Source organism: Larkinella harenae (assembly GCF_054780515.1).
In genome coordinates this window covers 491,250-515,874 of the sequence record NZ_BAAGWE010000001.1, presented here as the reverse complement: position 1 = coordinate 515,874, position 24,625 = coordinate 491,250, and the positions used below count along the sequence as shown (strand labels likewise).

Here is a 24,625-nt window from a genome sequence, read left to right as displayed (position 1 = left end):
ACAATTACCGCACCACCGCCAATTTACCAGCCATGCCTTCCCGGCCGTCTGGTGTCACCGCAAACACAAAGTAAATGCCGGTTTCGGCCGACCGGCCCCGGTAGTCGCGCAGGTTCCAGGTAGCCGTTCCGCCCTGAGAGCGGGTTTCGTAAACGAGCTGCCCACCCGCATCCATGATTTTCACGACGGTATTTTCTACCACCCCTCGGATGCTGACCAGGCCACTGAAGTCGGGCCGAACGGGATTGGGAAAGATCGTAATATCGGAAAATGCCGCAGCCGGTTCGCTGGCCGTGCCGCCGTACGATACCAGGCCGTTGGGCGTTGCTACAAATACTTCACCGCTGGTTGGCTCGATGGCCAGCGCGCTGATCTGCGCCGACGGCAGTGAGCTGTTTTGTGGGGTAAAATGTTCAACCAAAGCTGTTCCGTCTTCATTGAACAGGTACAAACCATTGGTCGTTCCGATCCATTTCCGGTTGCCACCATCGACCGCCAGGGCCGTGACAGCTTCACCGCTCAACAACCGACGGCGGTCAAAAACCGGTCGGTAAGCATTAACGGTTCCGGTGAAAACCGTCGATGGTGCATCAAAAACCGCCACGCCGTTGTCGGTCCCAATCCAGACGAGTCCGTCGCGATCCTTCGCCAGCGCCCGCACATTCCGATCGGGCAAACCACCTTCGCCCAACTGGTCGTAAAGCAGCCGGGTTCGGTTTGTAGCCGGGTCAAATACCTGCATGCCACCACCGTTGAAGTTGCTGAGCGTCATCCATAAAAAACCGTTGTCGTCAATAATTAGCTGCTGACTATCGCCCCGACTGGGCATAAAGGATTCAATTTGACCGCTTTTCCGCCGAACGTGTACCGTTGCCTGCCCGAAATTCAGGGTTGGTGTCGTCAGCCAGATTTCACCGGCTGGATCCACCGCCAAACTACTGATGTTGGCCAGCGTCTGATGAACCACTTCCGGCGCGCCCTGAGCAGTGAGAGCCCACAAGCCTCCACCAAAACTACCCAAATACGTCCGCTGGTCGCCCGGGTTGTAAACCGCCGAAACAAAATCGGTTGGCAGCGAAGGTGACAGAAAATTCTGCCAGCGGTTTTGCCCGAACTGATCGAAGCCCCGCCGACGCCGTAACGATTTCAGGTCGTCCGAAAAACCGCCCGGCAGCGCCAGCACCGAACCCGTCGGACCAGCCGCACTGAGCCGTTGAAACACATCGGAAGCTGGTCCGTCCGGGCTAACGGCTTGAACGGCGGCTCCATAGATGCGCAGCAGACCAGAAAGCGAATCGGCCACCCAGAAATTTCCGGCGGCTTCGACAATTTCCCGGGGCTCGCCAACCAGCTCATGTTCTAACAGAACACCCGCCGACCGCAGGAGCTGATCGGGAGCCGTTGCAATCCACTCGGTAGCAGTTTGCAGTAAACCGGTAATGGCAGGAAGCGCCTGTACCACCGTCCAGCGCCCATTCTGCCGCTCGGCCACACCCCGGCCGGGCCAGGCCACATACAGCCGGTTGCCAACACCAGCAACCGCGCGCACGGACGCACCCGCCGGAAGCGGAACGGTTTGCCAGTTTCCAAAAAAAGCCAGGTTCACCGCTGGGGCAAAACGGGCCGCCAGCAACCCCCGCGAGGTAGCCGCATAAATGGAATCGTTCGCAAAAACCGTTGAATAAACAACCACCGACGTTCCATTGGGGCCGATGTTTCGGTAGGTATCCCGGATTTCGGAGCGGGCCACATCCAGCACTACCATACCAAAATCGCAGGCCAGGTAAGCCTCATTGCCAACACGAGCCAGGTGATTGATGCGTTTGCTACCCGGTATCTGCGTTGCATCGCGTATAAGGGTAATCGTAGTTCGGGCGCCGGGTTCGCCGGTTTCTGACACGCTCAGGAGGTCGATGGTACCGCTTCGGTACCCCACCAGCAGCCGTTTCTGATCAGGCAGGTAAGCGAGCTGACTCACTCCCGTTTCGCTAAAACCGTCATCGCGACTCAGGCGAGTTGTTTCATTGGCCGCCGGATCGTAATAGAAAAAACCGTTTTCCGATGCACAGTAGATTTTGTTCTGGACAGCCGCCACGGTTTGCGCAGATAGGTAGCTGGGATGTGCCCGCCAGGTGCCGGGCTGGGCGAAGGAAGAATAAGTTAAGAGTGATGCATTAAGAGCCAAGAAGAGAAAGCAAAACGGCCATTTACGGCAAGAAGCCCAGCAGGTTCCTTTGTGCTTCCGAATCTCCACTCCCCAACTCATCATTCTTAATTCTTATTTCTTAATTCATTGTTGTCTTCATACACCCATTCTTTGCTCACAACTTCGCTGCCCAGGTTGTAGCAACGCCGGCAACGGGCTTCGTAGCTTTCGGTTTCGCCCAGTAAAACCTTTTCTTTGGACGGAACCAGCCGGTAGGAATAGCTGGCAATGTCGCCACACACCACACAGATTGCGTGGACTTTCGTGACGTATTCGGCAATAGCCATCAATTGCGGCATACAGCCGAACGGTTTTCCTTCAAAATCCATGTCCAGCCCGGCCAGGATTACGCGTTTGCCCTCATTGGCCAGCTGATTGCAGACTTCTATCAGCTCTTTGTCATCAAAGAACTGGACTTCGTCAATGCCCACCACTTCGCTATCCCCCGCCAGCGTCCGGATTTCCTGCGCCGATTGCACGGGCTGCGAGCGAACCGCATTCGCGTTGTGCGAAACAATGTTCTCCTCGTGGTAGCGTGTATCAATCAACGGCTTGAAGATAACCACGCTGAGCCGGGCAATCACGGCCCGGTTGATCCGCCGGATCAGCTCCTCGGTTTTTCCGGAAAACATGGAGCCACAGATCACTTCAATCCAACCTGTGCGAAGGTGGGGCGGGTCACGCCGGCGGTTGGGTTCAATAAACATACTTTTGTAGCGTTGGATAAAATAATTGAGCGATCGAAGCCAGGCAGCATAGCATTCCACACGCAGGCCTTTCGACCACTCTTTTTCTCACGAATCTGGCATTCTTCTTGTAGTGTCAAAAAGCGGCTTTACCGATAATTTCACCCATGTCCGAACGGATTTTTCTAAGCGAAAACCATATCTTTACAAAGCAAAGATATTTTGATATGTCGAACAAGTTCAATGCCTCCTCCCTTACGGAATATTCTAAATCGTACGCCCGCAAACTGGCCAGTGATTTTTTTGCCCATCATACCGTCATCAGCGGACAGGAGTTGTTGAAACTAAGCCCCATCAGCCAGGTCAATCTATTCGTAATCAGTAGCTTATCCGAAAAATGGCGAAGTGATGCCGAGCGGTTTCGGAGCCCCTACTTTGATTTTGAACACCCGGATGTCCGGCAGGCAATGCAGGTGTTTATGAATTCCGTCTCGCAGCATATCTCCGTACGTCGCGAGAACCTGGAGCCGTTGCTGGCCGATGCGACCCGCCGAACCCTGATTCTACTCTTTGATCCACGTAGCTATTTTGACGAAGCGTTGCGCAACCAGGCCGATTTTTCGCTCTCGGCCGAGGCTGCCCATCAACTGACGCGTTACACACAAATCAACAAATTTGTTCCGGTAGCGTTGGAAGAACGCATGAAGGGCAAGAGCCTGGTTTACGTCAATCAGGCGCTCAACTGGCTCGACGAAATTCTGATGCAGCGGGGTCGCGAACTGGAAAAACCGGAAAAATTCATTTCACTCTTTTCCGAAAAAGTGCTGCTCGATCCGGGCGTGCTGCTCCGAAAATCGTCGTCATCTTACGATTTCTCGCCCCCGCAAACGGTTTCAACGCCCAATAAATCGTTTTTTGACACCGAGATCGATAACGTCAGCATTCCGCCCGCTCCGTTGGCTCCGCAACCCGAAAACCGCCCGGATACAATCGTTGCTCCCCCACCCTCCGACGAGTCAGAATCGTCGGTCAAACCGCTCTTTCTGGATGACTCGGGTCCTTCGGTTACCCCGGCAACGCCATCCATGCAGCCCAGTCAGGCCGCGGCCCATTTGAGCGATACCCCGGCCATGAACGTCACCACGAAAGCCGACGAAGAACCCGCCGGACCCGTAACCATTGGTGAAACCTTTCACCGTGCTCCGATTGAAAGCATCAGCAAAAGCATTTCACTGAACCAGAAGTTCATGTTTATCAATCAGTTGTTCAACGGCAATGCAGCCTCATACAACGAAGCGATTGAAGAATTAAACCGTGCCACCAGCTACGATCAGGCGCGCGATTTGGTTTCGTACCGGTATGCCGCTCAATACTTATGGGATATGAGCAGCGACGAAGTCGCCATGCTGATCGACATTCTGAAACGGCGCTTTGCGTAGTTACTGCGGCTCCACGTTGTAGCCTTGTTTTTTCAGCAGTTCAATCAACCCGTTCGGGCCCGGCAAGTGCAGGGCACCTACCGCAACAAATGTGGGCCGGGCGGCCATTAGTGCCGGTAAGCGCTTCATCCAATTGTGGTTCCGTTCGTCGATGAGGTACGTCATGTCGCCGAAGGATTTGCCGTGTTTTTCGTTCAGTTTCCACATGCCCTGCAAATCCTGCTTCAGGTACAATTCCGTAACGGATTTGCCCATTTCGTACACGTCGGCTTTCCCTTTTACCATGTCCACCAGCTGCTGCGCCTGTTTTTCCACCGGATCATGGTCAAAGAGAAACGACATCTGCTCCTCCATCGTTTCGAGCGTGTTCACTGCTTTCTGGCGTTTTCGGCCGTCGCTGGCGAAATACAGATCAATGGGCAAACCCGTAAAGCTGTTGAGCGTATCCGACTGCTTCTGAATGTAAGCCAGACTCAGCATGGTGGCCGTAACAACGGGTTTCATCTGGTTGAAAAGACCCAGATCATAACCGGTCCGGGCCTTGAATTCGTCGGCTACCAGTTTGTAATCCGCTTCAGACAGTAACTTATTCAGGCTGGTATTGAGCATCATGCCCCGCATCGCCATCGACAACATGGCCGACGAGTCGATCTCGGTCTCAACCACGACGCCTTCCGCGCCTTCGTAAGCGGTTTTGATTTTGGGATTTTTAGTCAGGTAACTGTCTTTCAGAATATGGTAGGTTCCAAACAGGTACGACGGTTGCTTCAGGCCGTTGCCCGACACTTTCCACAACAGCGATTGCGAAAAAGCCGTCGTGGAAACAAAAAGCAGTAAAAAGGAAAGATTTTTCATTACCTACACCAACAAGGATCGATCAATAGAGTTTTTGCCGTTTTACCGACCGGACGATCAAATACAGTAACAACCCAACCGGGCCCATCAAAAAGGTAAATACCAGACACGGAATCACCCAGCCGTGTGCTACCTGTCGACGGTGCGCGTTGCGAACGATCCAGCTACCAACCGCCAGATCGAACGCCAGGTAGTGAATCCAGCCCGCCAGCAGGCCATCATCGTGACTAAATAACGTTCTGATATTCGCCAGCGTACTGAAGGATTGTAAATTTAGCTCGCCCCTGCCGAAAAAAAGATAATAGATATAAACGAGCGCCAGCAGGGCCGGAATGAGTAATGTTTTGGTAAGAAAATCGGTGGGTTTCCAGCGGGGGGCAAAAATCATCAAAAGCCACTGCGGTAAAACGAGCGTATTGACGATCATAAAAACGGTTTCGGATGTCATGGTTGAAAGTGGGACAGGATAAGAGAGCTGGAAACTAACAGTTTCCCGACAAGAATCCAACCCACTCAATCACATCCGCACCCACCATCTCACCATCCCAAACCAATCACCGCATTGACGCGCAGCGCAAAACCAGGGCGGTCGCTATTTTTGTAGAAATAACTATTGGGAAGTGAATTTCCGTACGGATCTTCCGGCCGTCTTGGAACGGTAATTTCTGGTCCGGCATTAATATCAAAAAAGCCTCGACGGCCTACCCGCCGTTGTATTCCCCACATAGCCGCAATCAAAGGTGCATTATAAGAACCCGCCATATCATACTTTTCCGTACGTACGGGTTCGCCGGTTCTTGTATCGTAGAGATGTCTAGCGTTGTAAACAGAAAGTGCTCGGGCAACCTGAAGACCAACGTAGTTACCCGAAAAGTTATTGGCCGATTTACCTTCCCGGATTCGCTTTGCCATACCGTAATAGTACCGAACTCCTATTTTACCATACACGCTGCTCAAAAAACTTCGGTCTACATCGGTATAGCTATAACCGGACATGGCGGTAAAATTAAGTTGGTTGATCCGATTGTAACGAACCGCCAGATCAAACCCTACCAGTAGCGAAAGTGACGGACTTAATTTCCGTTCCACTGACGCATCGGCATTCAGACCAATCCGGAAAGTGGGACGGCCGGAAAACTCCCGATCAATCGCATTGGGCCAGAAACCGAGTTTGATCAGGGTTTTCTCTTCTACATTGGCCCGTGTAATATACCGATATACCCGTTGCAACTCGCTGCGAGTCACCGCGCTGTCTTCCTGCGAATAGGTGATGGGGAGATTATTGACGGTTTGTGCCCATCCAGTCTCCTGCCCAACGAGCAAAGCGATGATCAAAAGAAATGTTGTTTTCATTGATGAATAGTTTACGGCTTTAAGGAATAATTGATGCCGAGCTGAAACCCGTTCAACCCACCACCCTGATTCGTTGAAAAGGACACAAGATCGCGCTGGTAACGACCATCGAGCTGCAACCGGTCGGAAAGCTGAACCGCCGTTCCGACTACCACTCCCCCAAAATTCCGCCGACGCACCTCCACCGGCTCGCCGTCCAGGTCCGCCTTTCCGTTCAGAAACAAAGCCAGTTGAGGACCCACAAACAACCGCCAGCGGTAGGCTACCTCGTGCGAGAACAGCAGGGTCCAGTCCAGGAAATTCTGGCTCGAAACGGCGGGTAGGTAGCGCGCATTCCCCTGCTTGCGTTCGTAAACGCGGTATCCCCGCTGGGCGTAACTAATTTCTCCGCGCGCAAACCAGGTCAACGAAATGGGCAATTCGGCCCAAAGACCGCCCACAAAACGGGTGCGATACACTTCCGAAATTCCCCGCCCGTTGCCAACGCTGTGCGTAGCGCCCAGTCGAACACCCGCTTTCAGATCCTGCCGGTCAATGCCACTGATTCCGAGCGAATCCGCATTCAGCTGAAACCGATACGCTGCCGTCAGGCCTACGGTCGTAGCGGTTTTCGCGGATCCCGTCCAATACGCCCGTGCATCCAGACCAATCAACCAGCGGGATGACACATTCAATTGATACCCCACCCCAACTTGCGGCACCAACCGTCGGGAATCCGTAAACCGGGGGGCAATTTCGTACTGCTGCCACTGCGGCTCCTTGGGATACACGCTATCCACATTCATCGCCCGGGAGCGCCACAACGCCAGCCCAGCCGACAGGCGCACGGTTTGCCGACGCGACCGAACCGGAGCCAGTACCACATTCAGTTCGGCAGCATTGTGCTGCCGGTAAAAAAGGTTAGCTAAGTCCTGTGTGTTTCCCGTTTTTAGTGACGACAAATCAGCCAGTTTACCCCAACCCAGACCTGCTGAAAAACCGATGTTTTGGTGCGGAAAATAGGTTAGTTGCTGCCGAATGAACCAACCCATTGAGGATACATCCGACGAGCGCAAAACGCTGCCGCTACCGGCGATTTCCCAACGGTAATCACTGGGCGATTGGGCAAGCGCAAACGGGCTGACCAGCAGCAAGCCCCAAAATGATAAAATGGATAAAAAACGAGCCATTTGGTAACCTGCTTTTAAAAACGATACCCTGTCTGAAAACCTACTGCCGCATAGTCCAGCGCGCGGTTTTGTTGAATCCGGACCCAGACGCCAACCGGAATACGGTCGACAGGCATGAACTGGTAGTCGATCTGCACCATCGATCCGAGTCCCTTTTGCCGCTCCCCACTGTCGGGGCGCAGTGTAATAACCTGTTCGATGAGTTTTCCATCCGCAATATTTACTCCTCGACCGGAGGCTGGGTTGATTCCCGAAACCGTTGTGTAAACCGGTCCGGCGGACAGCGCCAGATGATGACGGCGGGTGTAAAGCGGTAAAAACCGCGCCAAGGCCGAAAACTGGAAAGCCGTGTAGGCTTGTGGCAAAAAACCGCTGTAGTCTTCGAATGAACGAGCCATCCCGACGACGCCCGTGAAACCAATCCGCCGGTGGATGTAGCGGGTATACCGGTTTTCGTAAAGCCACGATCCACCAAAATCATCGCCGGTGATGCCCACCCCAACACCCACTTCATTGCGGTAATACGGAATGGTTTTCTTAATGCGGTCGTAGGTACGTTTGTTGCGACGGGGTTGCAGCAAAAACGCTTTGAACGGAAACAGGCGATAGGCCGCGCTGAGTGCCCAAAAACCGTAATGCGATTGAATAGCGTAGCGATTTCCCTGATAACTGACCCCGTTGATAATCGGACTCAGGCTGTGCGTATACGTCAGGTCGAGCATCAGGCCCCCAATATCGGTACCGATGCCGGCCTGCCCTTCCGCATTGAACCGTTGATAGCTATTCCGGATGGCGCTAAACAGCCGCGCTTCCGTTAGCTGAGACTCGTACCATTCTTTCTGGGCCGGGTATTTTTGCAGTTGCTCCTCCAGAAATTGAAGGTGCGATTCATTCGATTCGCGCCGGGTCGCCTGGTTGAAAGCGCCTGCCATGCCGGCATGGAGCCTCAGCCACGGTATCGGTTTGTAGCCGCCCATCAGCCGGATATGCTGCCGCTTCAGATCCAGGTTGGTTCCAAACGAGTTTTTAGGGGAAGAAAGGTACAGCCCGGTCAGGTAATACCGTCCGTAAGTCGCTTCGAGCTGCCCATACCAGCGCGGCAAATCGTAGCGCGTAAATAGTCCCCAGCCGCTGCCCAGCGACTCGCCCCCTTTTGATTCGAATACCTCAAATTCGTTGATCCGGGTCGTTATCCGTTCGGGTCGTACACTCACCGGGACGATGCCTTTCACGCCCCCCGTCCACTGCTGCCCATAACCCAAACCCGACAGGCCGACCAGTAGCATCCCAAGCAGTCCGTATTGTTTTTTCATTGTGTTCTTTGCTTACTTTACTGAAGTAACCCCGCTCACCGCCAGCTGAATACTAACCGGACTATACGAATTTTTCACCGTAATGGTGGGTTTATGCCCCGGAGGCTGGTAATCGAATCGCCTTTTATTCATAAATTGACCCAGGTTCTCGCCATAGCCCTCCGGCACCTGAATGATCGAATATGTTGTCTCGACGTCATACTGAAAATCGTCGATTCGCCGGGGAAACAGGGCTACTTCGGTGCGCGCGGCCTCGACGGTCAAGGCCGTCAGGCTAGCGATGGGATGGATGTAAACCTTACCGTACCGGCTCTGGATGCGGCCACTTCCACCCAGGTCGCGCAAGGTGATTTCCGCTTTTTCGGCTTTGATGGTAAACGCTCCGCTCAAGTCGCTGGCGTCAATATCGCCGTACTCCGACGTGATGACAGTTTTACCACTCAGGTTCTGCATCGATAATTTCCCAAACTCCAGCTTCAGTGCTGTTTCACCCGCCAGATCAGCCAGGTTTACATCCCCGAACGTATTGCTGATCGAAATGGGGCAGTGCGTCGGTAGCCAGATTTCGTATACGGCCTTCAGGTTGCCCTTTACGGCACCCACCCGCTGCGGAATAACGAAACGGTTTGAGAGCTCAATAACCTGGTTTCGAAGCTGAATGTCGTATTTCAGGAACGCCAGTTCGCGCTCGGCAGCATCGCGCTCGGGATGCTTGGCAATCAGTTTCAACCGGACCATAACCGTCGATTTCGACCAGCCCTTGATGCTTACATCCGCTTTCTGGGCCGTCAGATTGACCCGTTGACCGGTGCTGTACGGTAGTTCTTTTTCCACGGTCTTTGTCACCACCTGAAGCCGGGTTTGCGCAACAACAGGAAGGGAAAAAAGGGCCAGCAGAAAAAATACCGTTCTCATATCGTTAAAATCCGGACCAGTTCTTTGGTGACTTCCGCCCGTTCATTTTCAATTTTGATTTGCGCCTGAACCAATACCGGGTCATTCCCAAAAAGGCTCATCTTCTCTTCGACACTGGCCTTTCGGCTGTTCAGCTCATCCAGATGCTGCTTTAGTTCTTTCACTTCGGGCTTCTGGCACACCACGGTTTGCTGTTCGCACTGCTGCTGAATGAAGGTTTCCGCTTTCTGATCCGCGGATGACTCCAGCGGTTCCGGCGTATCCAGGAAACTCGCTTCAACGGTTTCTGTGGCATACGCCAGGGTCACTTTTTCATCCGAAACCGGTTGCCCCAGCCACCCGATCCCAACCAGCAACCCCGCCACAGCAGCCGCGGCCACCCATCGAATCGAATGCGGCCATAACGGACGAACCGCTGGCGGCTCCAATTGTCCGGCAATTTGCTCCCAGGCGTCGGCTTTCGGTTCAAAAACCGGCAATTCTTCCAGTGCCTGGTCAATGACGGCATCGGCCCGCAAATCGGACTCGATCCGCTCCCAGAGGTCGGCGCGCGGTTCGTGTTCCGGCAAGTTTTGTAGGGCCCTGGATAAGTCCATGATCAATTCCTGTTAATCCTTTATTTTTCGGCGAAATCCGCGCTCAGATCAGTTCCGCCAGCTTTCTGCGCAATAATTTTCGGGCATAACTGACCTGTGATTTGCAGGTTCCTTCCGAAATATTGAGCATAATGGCAATTTCCTGGTACTTGTAGCCTTCCACTTCGGCCAGCACAAAAACCGTCCGGGCACCGTCGGGCAATGACCGAATAGCGGCATCCAGTGCATCACCCGTTACTGAATCGGGCACTTCAACCGGCGCATCGTGTAGCTGTTCGTTGATGGTTTCAAACCGCCATTCCAGCTGACGCTTTCGCAATGCCTGCCGAACGACAATGGTTTTGATCCAGGCGCCCAGTGTCGAATGAAACCGGAACGTATGCAGTTGCCGAAAAACCTCCACAAACGCGTCCTGCAACGCATCGTTGGCGTGATCGTAATCGTTCAGCATCCGGAATGCCACCGAATACATGGCCCGCTTGTACCGTTCAAACAGTAACCGCTGCGCCATCCGCCGACCCGCCGGTTGATCCAGCTGAAGGCAATGGGCAACTAGTTCTTGTTCCGTTAGATCGGGCGTCAGGGTCAAATGAATGGCTTCGTTGAACGTTCAATCCAAAGTGCGGAAAAGAAGAAGAAAGGTTGTAAAAGAAGAAAAAAAAGAGCGTAAACCCCCTTTCTATCACTCGCTGATTCGTATCAACTGCCCGTTCTGGGTTTCCGTCACCACCAGGCCCAGCCGCCCTGTCGGATCAAAAGCACAATTGGTAGGGTTTTCGCCGGGTAATTGAATTGTGTCTGACAATGTGCCCGATGGGCGGTATAATTGCAGGATACTACCGCCGTAAATAGCCGCGTAAAGCAGGTTGTCGGGTCCCAGCGTCAGGCCATCCGGCCCAAAACCGTCCTCGCCTGTTTCGGCCCAAATCGTCGGGTTGATCCAGGTCAGGCTCGTCGAATCCCAGCTTCCGGCCCAGATTCGTTTGCGGTGCGTTTCGGCGATGAGCAGTGTCCGATTATTGGGCAAAAAAGCAATACCGTTGGGGTAAAAAAGGTTCTCGGAGATTTTTTTCACTTCGCCCACGGTTGAGCAAACACAAACGTAACCGGGCTTGTCATCCTCGGGTGAACCCGGGCAGGTAAACAACATATTTCCTTCCGAATCAAATGTCAGGTCATTGGGCCAGCTAAGCGGCTCGTCATTCACCTGATCCACCATAACTTCGGGTTCCTGATCAGGGTGATTGATGCAGCGGATGGCATGCAGCCCGGAGTCGCAAAACCAGAGTCGATCCAGGTCATCGATGTAAAGGCCGTTCGGCCGACTTCCACTGCCCACGTGCAGCCGCCCCTGCGTTCCGTCGGGTTTGAGCCAGAACAAACTTTCTCCTTCCTGTTCAACGCACCAGAGAGTACCGTCCGACGTAAAGGCCGGACCTTCCGGAAAACGCAAATCGGTAGCAATTACATCGATATTTTTCATAGTCTGTTATCTATTTCAAGCCTGCTATCTACTAAACCAGAAAACCGTTCAGCGGTTTGACGGACTATCGAATATCTTGCTCAAATCGGGCTGGAATGCGTTCGTTTTTCCACAAAGCGTTTTGCCTAAGCAACAATGCTCAGCCAAGTCTCTATAAAAGGCTAGGAAATCACCTGGATGGCTTATGTAAAAACAACCATTGTTTTTGATTCGAAGAAATGATGTCTGAAAATTATTATGCACCAACTTACATTTTTACTTTTTACTATATAACTTTTTTAATACAGCTGTGTTATTTTATAAATTTTATCAACAATCGACTGTACTTAACAAAGGTACTTAGTGAAGTTGATGGCAGATATCGCAATATTTATGTCTAATAAATGGTGAATAACAACGGATTTATGCCTAGCGATAGTACGCGTACGCTTCCATCTGGAAACGTTAGATGTACCAAAGACGCCCGGTGCTCCGGTTATTTTACCTACTAAATCCAGCCTCAGCCGGGCTGATTGTTGAAATAATAACGCTATTCCTAAACCATCAAATGCGATTTTTGCCGTGATCAAGTCAATTCAATCTTATCTCAAAAACCATAAGGTTACCAGAGCCCTGGAAGAATCCCAGCGTCAACAATACGTGCTTCTTGTTGACGCAATGAATGCCTGCAATCGGTTGGTCCGCACCACTCAAAAAGACTATTGGATCGTTAAACATGAACAGGAATCCCTTTTTTGGGTAGTTGGTACGAAGTCGGCCAAGATTTTGGCTCAGGAAGGGCACCGAATTCTCAAAGCAGGCACTAACTAGAAGACTTCGTTCAGCCATGCAAACCACCATACATGTTTCTTTGCTGTCGCCTGTCTGGGGTTATCAACAAATCAGTTTCACCCGTCTGGATACCGAATCGGCCCTGGAAGTTCTGAATCAATATGCGCGGGGTGGAGCGGAGATCTTATCTGCCTATTTGATTGATTCTCAAGGCCGCATCTGCCTGCCAGTGCACGCCTTTGATGGAGCTCCTATTCGCAGCCAGTTGTGGCGCCTAAAACAGGAATGGCAACAGTTACTGAGCGTATAGCCAAAGCCGTCACCGATAGTACCTTTCTCTGTCTAAAAAACCAGCAGCCCTTACTGCATACAGCCCCTGTAGTTGAGCGGTGCGATGCTGTAAGAATTGTCTTTTCCAATGCGGTCGTCAAAGAACGCTCTGGTGAAGAAGAAGCGATCCACGTCATACATTTTCGTAGCCAAGAGACTTTATTACTCAATGTTTAGACAGATCAACCGATATGCCTATTAGTAAAGAAAACCTCCAGCAACTGCGCCAGATTGTTCGCAAGGGTATCAATAGCTCTTTTGAAAAACGATGCCAGTGTATCCTTTACCATTACTATGGAATGAATATCCAGGAGCTTTCCCAGCTTTTTCAGGTAGACCAGCGGAGTATTCATAATTGGTTGAACCGCTGGAAAAAAGGAGGTATTGATGGCTTATACGACAAAATAGGACGTGGCAAAAAACCCAAGTTAAACCCGAGCGATCCGCAACATGTTGAAGCCGTCCAGAAGGCATTGTTAAAATATCCGTACGATTCCCAGCAAGCGCTGGCCGAACTCAACCGCCAGCTCCCCCAACCGGTTAGCCAGAGCACGTTACTTCGCTTTCGCAAGCGCGAATTCCGTCCGAAGGGACAAACGGATACGGAGGCCAGTCTTGCTTACTAAAAGATTGTCTATCCGGCGGTTACCGGCTTTTCCGGAATTTTTTAATGCGGTGAAACGTCAGAAAATTGGCATCGTGGTTGTTATGCGCTCCGCCCAGCCCATCATCATAGGCCGTGCGGGATAGCAGAATAATATCGTTGCCGTCAAACAGCCAGTCGACGTACTGAAAACCGTGTTTGACCACGTCGGGATGTTGAAGCACAACCTGGCGTAACTCCCAGGTGCGTAAATCGGCAGAGCTACACAGCGCCTGGGTATTTCGCAAGCTGGCCGGGTTTTTCCCGGTATTGGCCTGCTTGACTTCCTGCGGAATGTAGTTGGCCAGCGTCCAGTAGCGTTTCGATTTGGGATCGTAGCGAATGGTGAACTTTTTACTTCCGCCGGGAAATGGAATAAAACCGCTCTTGACATCAAACGTAGCGGTTTTACCGTCTGGGCTGATTTGTACGAAAGCCGCTTTTTCATCCAATGATTTTTTGTGGTCAACCCGCAGAATATCCAGCATTTCCCCCGTCGGACTCAGAACAGCATTGCCCTCGATCCAGCCCCCAAAACCGTTGTCCAGATATGTGGAGTCATACCGCAATACATTGCTGCTGGTCCAATTGGCAGCCTTCATCGGATCGGCATCCAGCGGCATGGACATCATAAACGCCCCATAACGCTTGCCCCACTGTTTGATGGGTCCCATTGCGTCTTCCATCGCTCGCCAGAGCCGCCCGTTGTGTTCCAGAAACGGCACCGGCGCGCAGTGGTATTCGCCCGCCAGCAACAGGCCATTTTCACCGTCGGTCGGGTTCGTCCAGCTGACGCCCCCGTCGTTAGACTGGCGAATGATGGTATTGCCGTGGTGTTTATCGGTTCCGAAGAAGTACAATCCGTTGCGGTGCATGTAGAGCTTCGACCAGAACTGCCCGTTGATTTCCGAGATCTGCTGCCAGGTTTTGCCTTTGTCGGTGGAGCGGTAAATGCGCGAATTGGGCCGTACAAACTCATTGGACTTGGGGCCGAACAAATCATGCGAAGCCAGGTAATCGCCGTTGGGCAATACACACAGGCTGGGCGAACCGATGTACAGGCCCGACGACGCCGGACTGTAGGCAACAATCGCTCCCGGCACCCCGGAAAAGTCGGGTGTTTGCCCCACGCTCCTAAGCGATGAAAGGAAAAGAATGCTGCAGAAAAAGATCGATTTGATTCGGCTGACAATCATAGCCGTAGAAGCAACTACGGCCTTCAATTTACTCAACAGACTGGCATTTTTAAGCCCTCGCATTCCTTCCCGATTTCGGAACAAGGGATCAATACGCAGGGGCTGCCCACCCTCAGGTTACGGGCGTTGTAGCTAACCGAATTAGTGCGACAATCATAAAGGAAAGCGCCGAGAGCCCAGAAATAGACCCAAGTCTTTTCTGAGCTCTCGGCGCTTTGTTGTTGTCTAGAAGAACGAAATCCGAATATTCCACGGACTTCCGTAAACATATTGAGAGTAGATATCAGAGTTAAAATTTACATTGTACAGTACCGACAGGTTAATACCGGCCAAACGTCCAACGCGTTGCGAATACGTGGCTCCTATCATCGGTGCCGTTACCCAACGACGTTTGTACTCCTGCGCAACCTGGTCCGGATAACGGATATTATTATTTTCAAACTCTGCGTGAGCATACAGATTAGGTACTATGCTTGGTATAAGCTCATACATTAAAAATCCGCGTCCACCGTATTGATTGAACTGGTCAGTCAAAGTCTGATTGTTCAATCGTAACCGGTAGCGATAATATACATAATTAATACCGACGCCAGCAATCAATCGCTCGGAAGCCTGATAGGCAACGACGGGTGACAAGCCAATAATAAACGGCGTACCGATTCTTGAATTACCAAACTGTAAGGAACTAATACCACCACCAAATCGTAGGCGTCGCGAAAATGGCAACGGGTCGCCTTCGGGGGTTTTTGTTTTCAACGGGTCTTTACCATCTCCGCGCCGGTCTTCCGGGTCCTCGGTAATCTGTCCGAAAGCAACACTGCTACTCACCAGCATGATCGCCAGTAAGCCTTTCTGTATGAGGTTCATAGAATTGATTAATGAACAAAAATGAATACTTGTTATATAAACGAAAAAATAGGTGTTTTTAGTCCGTAGAATTCCCCTCAGAATTCAACCTCCTTAATTTCCGGATCATTCAGTAATTGCTGAATACAACGTTCGTGGCACTCTTCCGGGCCATTGACCCGCCAGCGCCCGATCATATCGTTGCCGATGCGCTGCTGATTCTGCCGCTGCGGATGCAAGCCGCATTCTTTAAACAGCTTTTCGTAGTGCACCAGCGTTTGCGACCGGAAGGTAGTAACAATCCGGTATTGGCGCGCCATATTGATCCGGGCAATACCCGACGCCAGCAACGGCAACACCAGCAAGGTAGCCCCAATAACGACAAAGCCGCCGAGTGCCAGGTCGTAAAACCCACCCCCAATGGCCATCCCGATGGCGGCAACGGCCCAGATGGTGGCAGCGGTCGTCAGTCCTTTGACGCTGTTTTCCTGCCGAAAAATAATACCCGCCCCCAAAAAACCAATGCCGTTGACGATATTAGCCGCAATCCGGTCGTCGTCGCTGAACCGGCGCGACACGATGGTAAACAGGGCCGATCCAACGCAAATCAGAATGGTGGTCCGTAGCCCCGCCGATTTGCCCCGATACTCCCGTTCGCCCCCAATCAAACCGCCCAGCAGCATCGCCAGCAAAAGCTTTAGCATATCTTCCTGCACAAAAAAATCCATTCCCGTTCGTTTATCAATAAAGACTCCTATCCCGTCCGAACCGTTGCTGATCGCTCTTCTCAAGATGATCTAAAAAAAGGAAACCATCCTTTCAAAAAAACCGTTAGCCCAAAGATAGAGTTTTGCTAAATTTAAGAATGAATTTATCAGTCAGTCTGCCGCCAGACGGCCCTTCTCAACAACCGAACGTTGACCAACTTGACCCGAAAGAATTTATCATCATCAAGGGGGCCCGGGTGCACAACCTCAAGAGCCTTGATGTTGCCATTCCCCGCAATCAGCTGGTGGTTATCACGGGTCTTTCCGGCTCGGGCAAATCGTCACTGGCATTCGATACGCTGTTTGCCGAAGGGCAACGCATGTACGTCGAGAGCCTGAGCAGCTACGCCCGGCAGTTTCTGGGCCGGATGGAAAAACCCGAAGTCGATTACATCAAAGGGGTGTCGCCGGCCATTGCCATCGAACAAAAAGTAACGACCCGCAACCCCCGCTCAACGGTTGGAACGACTACCGAAATTTATGATTACCTGAAGCTGCTCTTCGCCCGGGTTGGCGTCACGTATTCGCCCATTTCAGGCCGCGAGGTGCGGAAAGATACTGTAACGGATGTCGTAAATTATCTGTATTCGTACGAAGCCGGTCAGCGCGTCATGGTGATGGCCCCGCTGCACATCCGCACCGACCGGACCCTGATTGACGAGCTGAAAATCTTACTCCAAAAAGGATACACCCGGATTGTAGCCAATGGTGAAGTGCTGTTCATTGAAGAAATTCTGGAAAAAACCGCTGCCGAACCCCAGTCGGGCGCTGACCTGGAAATTCTGATTGACCGGAGTACGGTTCAGTTTGACGAAAACGGGCAACCCGAAGAAGACAACCAGTACCGGTTTTCGGATTCGATCCAGACGGCATTCAGCGAAGGCGAGGGGGTTTGCCGGGTGGATGTAGTAGGCAAAGAATCCCGCGTTTTCTCGGATAAATTTGAGCTGGACGGTATTACGTTCGAAGAGCCGACCGTCAACCTGTTCACCTTCAACAACCCGTACGGTGCCTGCCGCCGGTGCGACGGTTTTGGGCGAGTGCTGGGCATTGATCCAGACCTGGTTTTCCCGGACAAAAATCTTTCGGTGTTTGAAGGAGCCATCGCGCCCTGGCGAAGCGAAAAAATGAACGACGAGTTTCTGCGGCCGCTGCTCAAGAACGGCATTCGCTTCGACTTCCCGATTCACCGCCCGTATAAAGACTTGTCGCAGGAACAAAAAGACATTCTCTGGAGCGGAAATAGCTATTTTAAGGGCCTCAACGCCTTCTTCGATTTTGTGGAGAGCCAGACGTTCAAGGTGCAATACCGTGTGATGCTGTCGCGCTACCGGGGCAAAACCACCTGCCCGGAGTGCCGGGGATCGCGGCTGCGGAGGGATGCCAGTTACGTCAAAGTAGCCGGAAAATCAATCACGGATATTGTGCTGATGCCCATTAGCGAAGCCGCCGATTTCTTCCGGAACCTGACGCTGCCAGCCCACCAGCAGGAAGTAGGCAAGCGGCTGTTGACCGAAATCCGTAACCGGCTCGATTACATGGAACGGGTCGGTTTAACCTACCTGACTTTAAACCGGCTGACCAACACCTTGTCGGGCGGTGAATACCAGCGTATCAAGCTGGCTACCTCGCTCGGTAGCGCACTGGTTGGCTCCATGTATATCCTCGACGAACCCAGCATTGGCCTCCATCCCCGCGATACCAAGCAGTTGGTGAGCGTGCTGGAAACCCTGCGTGATCTGGGCAATACCGTTATTGTGGTTGAACACGAAGAAGAAGTGATGCGGGCCGCCGATCAGCTCATTGACATTGGTCCCGACGCCGGGACTAACGGCGGAAATCTGGTATTTCAGGGAACCTGGGCGGAAATTAAGAGTTATGACGGACGTGAAAAAACCAACGGCTCTGATGGGAAACAACTCTCCACTCATCACTCTTCACCGCCGGACGGCTCCGGCTTAACGAATCACTCCCACACCATCGCTTTTCTGACTGGTCAGGAAACCGTACCGGTGCCGAAATTCCGGCGGAAGGCTACGCACTGGCTGGAGATAAATGGCGCGCGGGAAAACAACCTGAAGGAACTGGACGTACGGTTTCCGCTCAATACGCTGACGGTAGTGACGGGCGTAAGTGGTTCGGGTAAATCAACCCTGATCCGGAAGGTACTGTATCCGGCCCTGACGCGGCTGAAGGGCGACGGCTCGGAGGAAGCCGGCAAGCACGACAGTCTGGGCGGTAGCCTGGACCGCGTGGCCGCCATCGAAATGATTGACCAGAATCCGATTGGCAAATCGTCGCGATCCAACCCGGTGACGTACATTAAAGCCTATGATTACCTGCGGTCGGTGATGGCCGAACAACCCGTGTCGAAAGCGCGTGGCTACAAACCGTCCCACTTTTCGTTCAACGTCGATGGCGGGCGGTGCGAGGTGTGCCAGGGCGAGGGTGAGGTCAAAATCGAAATGCAGTTCATGGCCGACATCTACCTGAAATGCGAAGGCTGTGGCGGTAAGCGGTTTAAACAGGAAGTGCTGGAAGTAACGCTGGCGGATAAAAACGTGTCCGACATTCTGGACATGACCGTCGACGAAGCCATTGAGTATTTCCGGAAAGCCGAGCCCAAAATGGTAGAGAAACTGCTGCCATTGCAGGATGTCGGTTTGGGCTACATCACGCTCGGGCAGTCGTCGAACACGCTGTCGGGCGGAGAAGCACAACGCGTAAAGCTGGCGTCGTTTCTGGGAAAAGGCAATCCGAATAAAGGCAGTACGCTGTTTATTTTTGACGAACCCACCACGGGATTGCATTTCCACGACATTCGGAAGCTGCTGAAGGCCATCAACGCGCTGGTCGATCAGGGTGATAGCGTCATCATCATCGAGCATAATACAGAAGTAATCAAATCCGCCGACTACCTCATCGACCTGGGCCCCGAAGGGGGTGAAAAAGGCGGATACATTACCTTTACCGGAACGCCCGAGGAGCTGGTTAAATTACCGGAAGGTGAAAATTATACGGCGGATTTTCTGCGCGGCAAAGTGTAACGGTTGGGGCAGATTGTTCGTAACAAAAAACGCCCAGCACAAGTGCCGGGCGTTTTTTTGTTATCCTTATTAATTCAGATTCGGGTTGATCGACGTATCCGAGTAGGGCAGCGGGAACCAGTAGTTGGCTTTGGTGATCGCCTTGATTGGTTTCAGATCATCCGGACTCTTGTCGGCATTGGCTGCTTCGACGCGTTCCAGCCGAACCAGGTCAAACCAGCGGGTACGCTCGCACGCAAATTCCCAGGCTCGCTCCTGCACCACGGCATCGGCAAACTGTGTAGCCGTCAAACCGTCGGCGGGTGACAGGATTTTGGCTCCCGTCGGTAACCCCCGCGACCGCACCTGATTCAGGGCATCGTAAGCCGCCTGATCGGGGCCACCCGTGCCGCGCGCTTTGGCTTCGGCGTAAATGGTCAGAACGTGCGCGTAACGCATCATAACCGATGGAAGTGAGATGCTGGACGTAACGACATTGCCTTTGATGTACCATTTCTGGTAATACGGATGCTTCGTCAGGCTCTGTTGCCAGGGAATTTTGGTGGTCCCTAAGCCAAATTGCGTCCGGAAGGTGGCGTCTTTGCGGGGACCCGCCGGAAAGCTGTTGAAGAAGTTCAGTTCGGCAAACATGTCGTCCCAACCGCCTTCTTCACCCGGCATGGTGGTATTTCCGTACGTTGCGTTGGCGGTTCCGCTACCACCCGTAAAACCGTTGATCTGATACACCGATTCCGGAAGAATAGCCACCGCCGGATCGTTTTCAAACACGGCTGCAAACGTCGGCATCAGCGCAAAACCGTAGGTGGCCCGGTTGTCGATTACTTCTTTCGCTTTGGCTGCCGCCAGATCGTAGTTGGCGGTTTGCTTCAGCGGCCAGCCCGCCATCGTCAGGTACACATCGGCCAGAAACGCCTTGGCCGATCCGGCATTGGGACGGCCCGGTTCGCGCCGGGTGTTGGGCAGCATGGTTTCCGCCTTTTTCAGATCCGCCACGATGAGGGTGTATACTTCTGCCGGTGTCGACTTCTTGATGGTCAGCAGATCGCTCGAGTACTCACCCACCGTCACGAGCGGAATACTCCCGTAAAAACGGGTTAACCAGTAATACGAGAAGGCGCGGATAAAGAACGCTTCGCCCGCAATGATGTCAATGGTGGCTTTGGTTCCCGCCGTTTTTTCGTAGTTATTGATCACGTTATTCGCGCCCTGAATGGCTTTGTAACAACCGTTGTAGACCGCTCCCGAACGCTGGTTGGTAGTCGATACGTTAAACTGATCAAATTCGCGCCAGTCGGCTTTGTTGCTGGCGGGGTGGGTCGTTACATCGTCGCTACCGATGGTAGCGGCATTGGCAGAAGGGTGCAGAAAACCGTATCCCCACTGGTTGCCCAGTCCCCGGTAAGCGCCCGTCAGTGCCGATTCCAGTCCTTCCTGCGTCGATAGAACGTTCGGACCGTAGAGTAAGCCCGTGGTGTCTTCTTCCAGGTAATTTTTGCAGCCAGCTCCCAGCGCGGCCACGAGTGCAATTATGAATAACTTTTTCATGGATGATCAGAGGAATTTAGAAGCCCAGATTTAAACCGAACGTATAGGTTTTTGAGTTGGGGTACGAGCCGTAGTCAATACCCATAGCGGTGTCGGTGCCCGAACCCACCCGCGCCGATTCCGGATCCGGCCCTTTGTACTTCGTGATGGTCAGCAGGTTAGTTGCACTGAAGAAGACCCGAATATTAGCTTTGTTCCGGATAAAACCGTTCGGAATGTTGTACGAAAGGCTCACGTTTTTCAGCCGAACGAAGCTGCCATCTTCCAGGAAGCGGCTCGATTGGGTAAACGGCTGATACGTTCTCGTAAAGGCCGGAATGTCGGACCCCTCATTGCCCGGGCGGTAATAGTCGCGGATTTCCGACAGAATGAACTGCCGCGCATCGCCGGAACCGGATAAGGCAGCAGCCCGCGTGTAGTTGAGCTTATCAACCCCAAAAACGCCGTTGAAGAAGACGTTCAAGGTCAACCCTTTGTACGTCACGGTGTTGTTCCAGCCACCCGTTGCTCTCGGAAACGCCCGACCAATAATCTGGAAGTCGTCGGTCGTGATTGTGTTGTCGCCGTTTAAATCTTCGTACCGCGGATCGCCCGGTACCCGACCATAGCGGGCAGCCAAATCAGCTTCGTTCGGTTTGAAGGTACCCAGGTACCGCAACCCCCAGTACGACCCCAGCGGTTCGCCCGGTATCAACATAAACTCATTGGTCGTTGACATGCCTCCCCCAACATTCGTACCCTGTCCCAGGCGGGGCAGTCCACCCAGGCTAAGTACCTGGTTTTGCAGCGTCGAAAAGTTCAGATTCGTTTCCCAGCGAAAACCGCCCTTGTCAATGGGTGTTCCGCCGACAGACAATTCAAACCCTTTGTTTTCGATTTCGCCCACGTTTCGGGTTTGCGTACCGCCACCGGCGTAACTCGGAATCGCCACGTTCAGGAGCAGATCGGTCGTATTTTTCTTGAAGTAATCCGCTTCAATCCGCAGTCGTCCGTTCCAGAACTCCATTTCCAGCCCCACGTCCACCTGCCGGGTGGTTTCCCATTTCAGGTCGCGGTTCCCGGGATTGCCCAGAATAACGCCCGCCGTGGCTGCCGTGTTGTTAAAGCCCACGAAGGTGGTTCCGTAGGTCGACAGGGTTGCGTACGGGTTGATGGCCTGGCTCCCCGTCATTCCCCAGCTTCCGCGTAGTTTCAGGTTGCTGAATACGTTGAGATTTTTGATGAACTCTTCTTCCGACAACCGCCAGCCCAGCGCCACCGACGGAAACACGCTGTACCGATTGTCCGCGCTGAACTTCGACGAACCGTCGCGCCGAACCGCAGCCGTCACCAGGTATTTGTCTTTGTAGCTGTAATTGACCCGGCCCAGCAGCGAAAGCAACGTCCACTTCTGATACCCCGATGCAACCGAAGCCGCAGCATTGCCACCAATGTTGTCGTAGCCTAACTGCGGAAACCGCAGCCCGGAAGCCGTTGCTGTAAAGTTACGATCCGTGAACTGCTGGGTTTCCAGAACCGCAACAGCATTGATCGAGTGATCGCCTGCTTTGAGGTCATAGTTCAGCGTGTTGGTGTTTTGCAGGGTTACCTGTTGCGCCGAATAGCGGCTGGCGTTCGGAACGTTGTTCGACAAACGTTTGCCCGTAAAGTTCATGTTCTGCGCATTCAGGTAGTTGACGGCATATTGCAAGTCTACTGACAACCCTTTGATCGGCAATTTGTAGTTCAAGCCCCCGTTGATGTTCAGGCTGGCCCGCTTAGCATCAATGGACTGATCATACATGTAATCCAGCGGGTTGCGATAAACTGACCCAATCGGGTCGTTGAACGTTGGTTGCCCATCGGCCCCGTAAGCAGGCGTTGTGGGTGCCCAGGCCAGTGCCTGTACAATAGCTCCACCATCGAGCGTATTATGATTTTTGGAATGCGTGCCCCACAGATTTACCCGAAACGAAAGCTTGTCATTGACCTGCGTATTCAGGTTGGTCCGCAAAATATACCGTTTAAAACCGCTGTTGTTGACAATACCATTCTGGTCCAGGTAATTGCCCGAAATCAAAAAGGTCGTTTTTTCACCACCGCCCGAAAGCGTCACTTGGTGCTGTTGTCCCGTGCCGGTCCGAAAAACCAGACTTTGCCAATCCGTTCCGCCGTTTTGCTTGAACTGCGCGATCTGATCCGCCGTAAAAGGCAGGTTAGAACCCGTTGCCGTGGCCCGGGCATTAACGATTTCGGCGAATTCGCCCGCCGGTAAAACATCATACCGTTTGATGTTCTCCGAAATGCTGTACTGCCCCTCGTAATTTAATTTCAACCCACGAGCCCCTTTTTTAGTCGTTATAATTACCACGCCATTGGCCCCACGACTTCCGTAAATCGATGTCGAAGCAGCATCCTTCAGCACTTGAATCGTTTCAATATCGCTCGGGTTAACAAAGTTAAAATCAGCCCCTACATAGCCATCGACGATGTATAGCGGGTTGTTGTTACCGAGAACCGAATTAGCCCCCCGAATCCGGATCCGGGCGTCGCCCCCGGGTGCGCCGTTGGTTTGCATGACCTGCACCCCGGCGGCCCGGCCCTGCAAAACCTGATCCAGCCGGTTGACCGGCTGCTGCGCAAATTCTTTGGTCGATATAGCCGTCAAAGCCCCGGTAACATCGGCTTTTCGCTGCGTACCATACCCCACCACTACCACCTCATTCAGCGTTTTCTGATCTTCCGCCAGCTGGATATTGATCACGCTTCGGCCATTGACCGGAATCGTTTGGCTCACGTAACCGATGTTCGAAAACACCAGTGACGCATTGCTGGCGGCATTCACGGAGAAATTACCAGACGCGTCCGTGGAAGTACCCGTCGTGGTACCGCTCACCTGAACGTTTACGCCGGGTAATCCCTGATTATCGGGACCAAGCACCTGGCCGGTTATTCTGGCTGTCTGCGCAAAGGCATAGCCCTGTGCCAGCAGCAACAGAAACGAACATAGTTTTACAAATTTTCTCATACGTGTAGAAATGGTTAGAAAAATGAAAGATGGATGCAGAATTCAAAAATTTTCCGTGCAAGCTATTCATCAGCTTAAACGATTAAGCTTACAGGCAAAATAAGGAGGGATAGGAATAATCAGTATTGAAAACCTGGACTAAACACGGTATTGCCCCAGGTTTTTTCCAAATGGGCTTTTGAGTACACTGACCAAGTGAAGCTTCATCCCGAACGCATTGCTGACCTCGGCCGGGATTCGTAGAAGGACGCTGTTACCAGGAACAAGCCTGTCATCGGTATCATAGTAATTAAGGATGTTTTTTTAGTATCTGTTTGTTGAATAATCCTCTCAAAACTATGCTTAATCCTTTAAACAAAAAAGAACTGGTAATATTTTTTGTTTTTATGTAAAAAAAGAGAACCAATACTATTGTTTGTAAGAACTGTTTTACTGTAGAAGGGCCGGGCAATGAGCGC

General features: G+C 52.4%; 20 protein-coding genes. 4 read left to right on the top strand and 16 right to left on the bottom strand.

The window, feature by feature from the left end; genetic code table 11:
• Positions 1 to 4 precede the first annotated feature (4 nt).
• Together porZ and ACYVH9_RS02095 are read right to left on the bottom strand one after the other, a co-directional pair.
• Complete coding sequence (porZ, locus tag ACYVH9_RS02100; RefSeq protein ID WP_460634634.1) at positions 5 to 2,185, bottom strand: type IX secretion system anionic LPS delivery protein PorZ; 2,181 nt, start codon at positions 2,183 to 2,185, stop codon at positions 5 to 7.
• 86 nt (positions 2,186 to 2,271) lie between these two features.
• Positions 2,272 to 2,913: a thymidine kinase gene (locus ACYVH9_RS02095; RefSeq protein WP_460634633.1), complete on the bottom strand. Its 642-nt coding sequence runs from the start codon at positions 2,911 to 2,913 to the stop codon at positions 2,272 to 2,274.
• 206 nt (positions 2,914 to 3,119) lie between these two features.
• Here ACYVH9_RS02095 and ACYVH9_RS02090 point away from each other — a divergent pair, with 206 nt between their 5' ends.
• Entirely contained in the window at positions 3,120 to 4,331 is a 1,212-nt protein-coding gene (locus tag ACYVH9_RS02090) for a hypothetical protein (RefSeq protein WP_460634632.1), read from the top strand.
• Here ACYVH9_RS02090 and ACYVH9_RS02085 read toward each other — a convergent pair whose 3' ends face one another.
• From ACYVH9_RS02085 to ACYVH9_RS02045, 9 genes are all read right to left on the bottom strand, one after another.
• Complete coding sequence (locus tag ACYVH9_RS02085) at positions 4,332 to 5,186, bottom strand: TraB/GumN family protein (RefSeq protein ID WP_460634631.1); 855 nt, start codon at positions 5,184 to 5,186, stop codon at positions 4,332 to 4,334.
• A 22-nt stretch (positions 5,187 to 5,208) separates the two neighbouring features.
• The gene (locus tag ACYVH9_RS02080; protein ID WP_460634630.1) at positions 5,209 to 5,634 is read right to left on the bottom strand and encodes an ABA4-like family protein; all 426 of its coding nucleotides are present in this window, start codon (positions 5,632 to 5,634) and stop codon (positions 5,209 to 5,211) included.
• Between the two features lie 89 nt (positions 5,635 to 5,723).
• Positions 5,724 to 6,539, bottom strand: coding sequence for a hypothetical protein (locus ACYVH9_RS02075; protein ID WP_460634629.1), 816 nt, complete (start codon positions 6,537 to 6,539; stop codon positions 5,724 to 5,726).
• Positions 6,540 to 6,550: 11 nt separating this feature from the next.
• Positions 6,551 to 7,708 carry an outer membrane beta-barrel protein gene (locus tag ACYVH9_RS02070; RefSeq protein ID WP_460634628.1) on the bottom strand — a complete coding sequence of 386 codons (1,158 nt, stop codon included), beginning with the start codon at positions 7,706 to 7,708 and terminating at the stop codon, positions 6,551 to 6,553.
• Positions 7,709 to 7,722: 14 nt separating this feature from the next.
• The gene (locus ACYVH9_RS02065; protein ID WP_460634627.1) at positions 7,723 to 9,021 is read right to left on the bottom strand and encodes a hypothetical protein; all 1,299 of its coding nucleotides are present in this window, start codon (positions 9,019 to 9,021) and stop codon (positions 7,723 to 7,725) included.
• A gap of 12 nt (positions 9,022 to 9,033) precedes the next feature.
• The gene (locus ACYVH9_RS02060; RefSeq protein ID WP_460634626.1) at positions 9,034 to 9,936 is read right to left on the bottom strand and encodes a DUF4097 family beta strand repeat-containing protein; all 903 of its coding nucleotides are present in this window, start codon (positions 9,934 to 9,936) and stop codon (positions 9,034 to 9,036) included.
• Positions 9,933 to 10,532, bottom strand: a complete 600-nt coding sequence (locus ACYVH9_RS02055; protein ID WP_460634625.1) for a hypothetical protein — start codon at positions 10,530 to 10,532, stop codon at positions 9,933 to 9,935. The genes ACYVH9_RS02060 and ACYVH9_RS02055 overlap by 4 nt, the downstream gene beginning before the upstream one ends.
• Before the next feature lie 43 nt (positions 10,533 to 10,575).
• Positions 10,576 to 11,121, bottom strand: coding sequence for an RNA polymerase sigma factor (locus ACYVH9_RS02050; protein WP_460634624.1), 546 nt, complete (start codon positions 11,119 to 11,121; stop codon positions 10,576 to 10,578).
• Between the two features lie 93 nt (positions 11,122 to 11,214).
• Entirely contained in the window at positions 11,215 to 12,015 is an 801-nt protein-coding gene (locus ACYVH9_RS02045; protein WP_460634623.1) for an SMP-30/gluconolactonase/LRE family protein, read from the bottom strand.
• 826 nt (positions 12,016 to 12,841) lie between these two features.
• On the opposite strand from ACYVH9_RS02045, the gene ACYVH9_RS02040 reads away from it, so the two are divergent.
• Both ACYVH9_RS02040 and ACYVH9_RS02035 read left to right on the top strand, forming a co-directional pair.
• Positions 12,842 to 13,096 (top strand): hypothetical protein, encoded by a 255-nt coding sequence (locus ACYVH9_RS02040; RefSeq protein ID WP_460634622.1) that lies wholly within the window; start codon positions 12,842 to 12,844, stop codon positions 13,094 to 13,096.
• A 211-nt stretch (positions 13,097 to 13,307) separates the two neighbouring features.
• Complete coding sequence (locus ACYVH9_RS02035) at positions 13,308 to 13,742, top strand: helix-turn-helix domain-containing protein (protein WP_460634621.1); 435 nt, start codon at positions 13,308 to 13,310, stop codon at positions 13,740 to 13,742.
• Positions 13,743 to 13,761: 19 nt separating this feature from the next.
• Here the strand turns inward: ACYVH9_RS02035 and ACYVH9_RS02030 are convergent, their stop codons facing one another.
• The 3 genes from ACYVH9_RS02030 to ACYVH9_RS02020 all read right to left on the bottom strand — a co-directional run bounded on the left by ACYVH9_RS02030 (position 13,762) and on the right by ACYVH9_RS02020 (position 16,592).
• On the bottom strand, positions 13,762 to 15,018 hold the full coding sequence (locus ACYVH9_RS02030) for an exo-alpha-sialidase (RefSeq protein WP_460634620.1): 1,257 nt from the start codon (positions 15,016 to 15,018) through the stop codon (positions 13,762 to 13,764).
• Between the two features lie 162 nt (positions 15,019 to 15,180).
• The gene (locus ACYVH9_RS02025; RefSeq protein ID WP_460634619.1) at positions 15,181 to 15,822 is read right to left on the bottom strand and encodes a hypothetical protein; all 642 of its coding nucleotides are present in this window, start codon (positions 15,820 to 15,822) and stop codon (positions 15,181 to 15,183) included.
• A gap of 77 nt (positions 15,823 to 15,899) precedes the next feature.
• Positions 15,900 to 16,592 (bottom strand): MgtC/SapB family protein, encoded by a 693-nt coding sequence (locus ACYVH9_RS02020; protein ID WP_460634618.1) that lies wholly within the window; start codon positions 16,590 to 16,592, stop codon positions 15,900 to 15,902.
• A 74-nt stretch (positions 16,593 to 16,666) separates the two neighbouring features.
• On the opposite strand from ACYVH9_RS02020, the gene ACYVH9_RS02015 reads away from it, so the two are divergent.
• On the top strand, positions 16,667 to 19,615 hold the full coding sequence (locus ACYVH9_RS02015; RefSeq protein ID WP_460634617.1) for an excinuclease ABC subunit UvrA: 2,949 nt from the start codon (positions 16,667 to 16,669) through the stop codon (positions 19,613 to 19,615).
• A gap of 69 nt (positions 19,616 to 19,684) precedes the next feature.
• Here the strand turns inward: ACYVH9_RS02015 and ACYVH9_RS02010 are convergent, their stop codons facing one another.
• Both ACYVH9_RS02010 and ACYVH9_RS02005 read right to left on the bottom strand, forming a co-directional pair.
• Complete coding sequence (locus tag ACYVH9_RS02010) at positions 19,685 to 21,160, bottom strand: RagB/SusD family nutrient uptake outer membrane protein (protein ID WP_460634616.1); 1,476 nt, start codon at positions 21,158 to 21,160, stop codon at positions 19,685 to 19,687.
• A 16-nt stretch (positions 21,161 to 21,176) separates the two neighbouring features.
• On the bottom strand, positions 21,177 to 24,167 hold the full coding sequence (locus tag ACYVH9_RS02005; RefSeq protein ID WP_460634615.1) for a SusC/RagA family TonB-linked outer membrane protein: 2,991 nt from the start codon (positions 24,165 to 24,167) through the stop codon (positions 21,177 to 21,179).
• Between the last annotated feature and the right edge of the window lie 458 nt (positions 24,168 to 24,625).

Coding starts and splice junctions, on each gene's coding strand:
- ACYVH9_RS02045 (WP_460634623.1), bottom strand. CDS start 12,015: ATGAAAAATATCGATGTAATTGCTACCGATTTGCGTTTTCCGGAAGGT.
- ACYVH9_RS02090 (WP_460634632.1), top strand. CDS start 3,120: ATGTCGAACAAGTTCAATGCCTCCTCCCTTACGGAATATTCTAAATCG.
- ACYVH9_RS02055 (WP_460634625.1), bottom strand. CDS start 10,532: ATGGACTTATCCAGGGCCCTACAAAACTTGCCGGAACACGAACCGCGC.
- ACYVH9_RS02060 (WP_460634626.1), bottom strand. CDS start 9,936: ATGAGAACGGTATTTTTTCTGCTGGCCCTTTTTTCCCTTCCTGTTGTT.
- ACYVH9_RS02080 (WP_460634630.1), bottom strand. CDS start 5,634: ATGACATCCGAAACCGTTTTTATGATCGTCAATACGCTCGTTTTACCG.
- ACYVH9_RS02010 (WP_460634616.1), bottom strand. CDS start 21,160: ATGAAAAAGTTATTCATAATTGCACTCGTGGCCGCGCTGGGAGCTGGC.
- ACYVH9_RS02030 (WP_460634620.1), bottom strand. CDS start 15,018: ATGCGAGGGCTTAAAAATGCCAGTCTGTTGAGTAAATTGAAGGCCGTA.
- ACYVH9_RS02085 (WP_460634631.1), bottom strand. CDS start 5,186: ATGAAAAATCTTTCCTTTTTACTGCTTTTTGTTTCCACGACGGCTTTT.
- ACYVH9_RS02005 (WP_460634615.1), bottom strand. CDS start 24,167: ATGAGAAAATTTGTAAAACTATGTTCGTTTCTGTTGCTGCTGGCACAG.
- ACYVH9_RS02015 (WP_460634617.1), top strand. CDS start 16,667: ATGAATTTATCAGTCAGTCTGCCGCCAGACGGCCCTTCTCAACAACCG.
- ACYVH9_RS02070 (WP_460634628.1), bottom strand. CDS start 7,708: ATGGCTCGTTTTTTATCCATTTTATCATTTTGGGGCTTGCTGCTGGTC.
- ACYVH9_RS02075 (WP_460634629.1), bottom strand. CDS start 6,539: ATGAAAACAACATTTCTTTTGATCATCGCTTTGCTCGTTGGGCAGGAG.
- ACYVH9_RS02025 (WP_460634619.1), bottom strand. CDS start 15,822: ATGAACCTCATACAGAAAGGCTTACTGGCGATCATGCTGGTGAGTAGC.
- ACYVH9_RS02040 (WP_460634622.1), top strand. CDS start 12,842: ATGCAAACCACCATACATGTTTCTTTGCTGTCGCCTGTCTGGGGTTAT.
- ACYVH9_RS02095 (WP_460634633.1), bottom strand. CDS start 2,913: ATGTTTATTGAACCCAACCGCCGGCGTGACCCGCCCCACCTTCGCACA.
- ACYVH9_RS02065 (WP_460634627.1), bottom strand. CDS start 9,021: ATGAAAAAACAATACGGACTGCTTGGGATGCTACTGGTCGGCCTGTCG.
- ACYVH9_RS02035 (WP_460634621.1), top strand. CDS start 13,308: ATGCCTATTAGTAAAGAAAACCTCCAGCAACTGCGCCAGATTGTTCGC.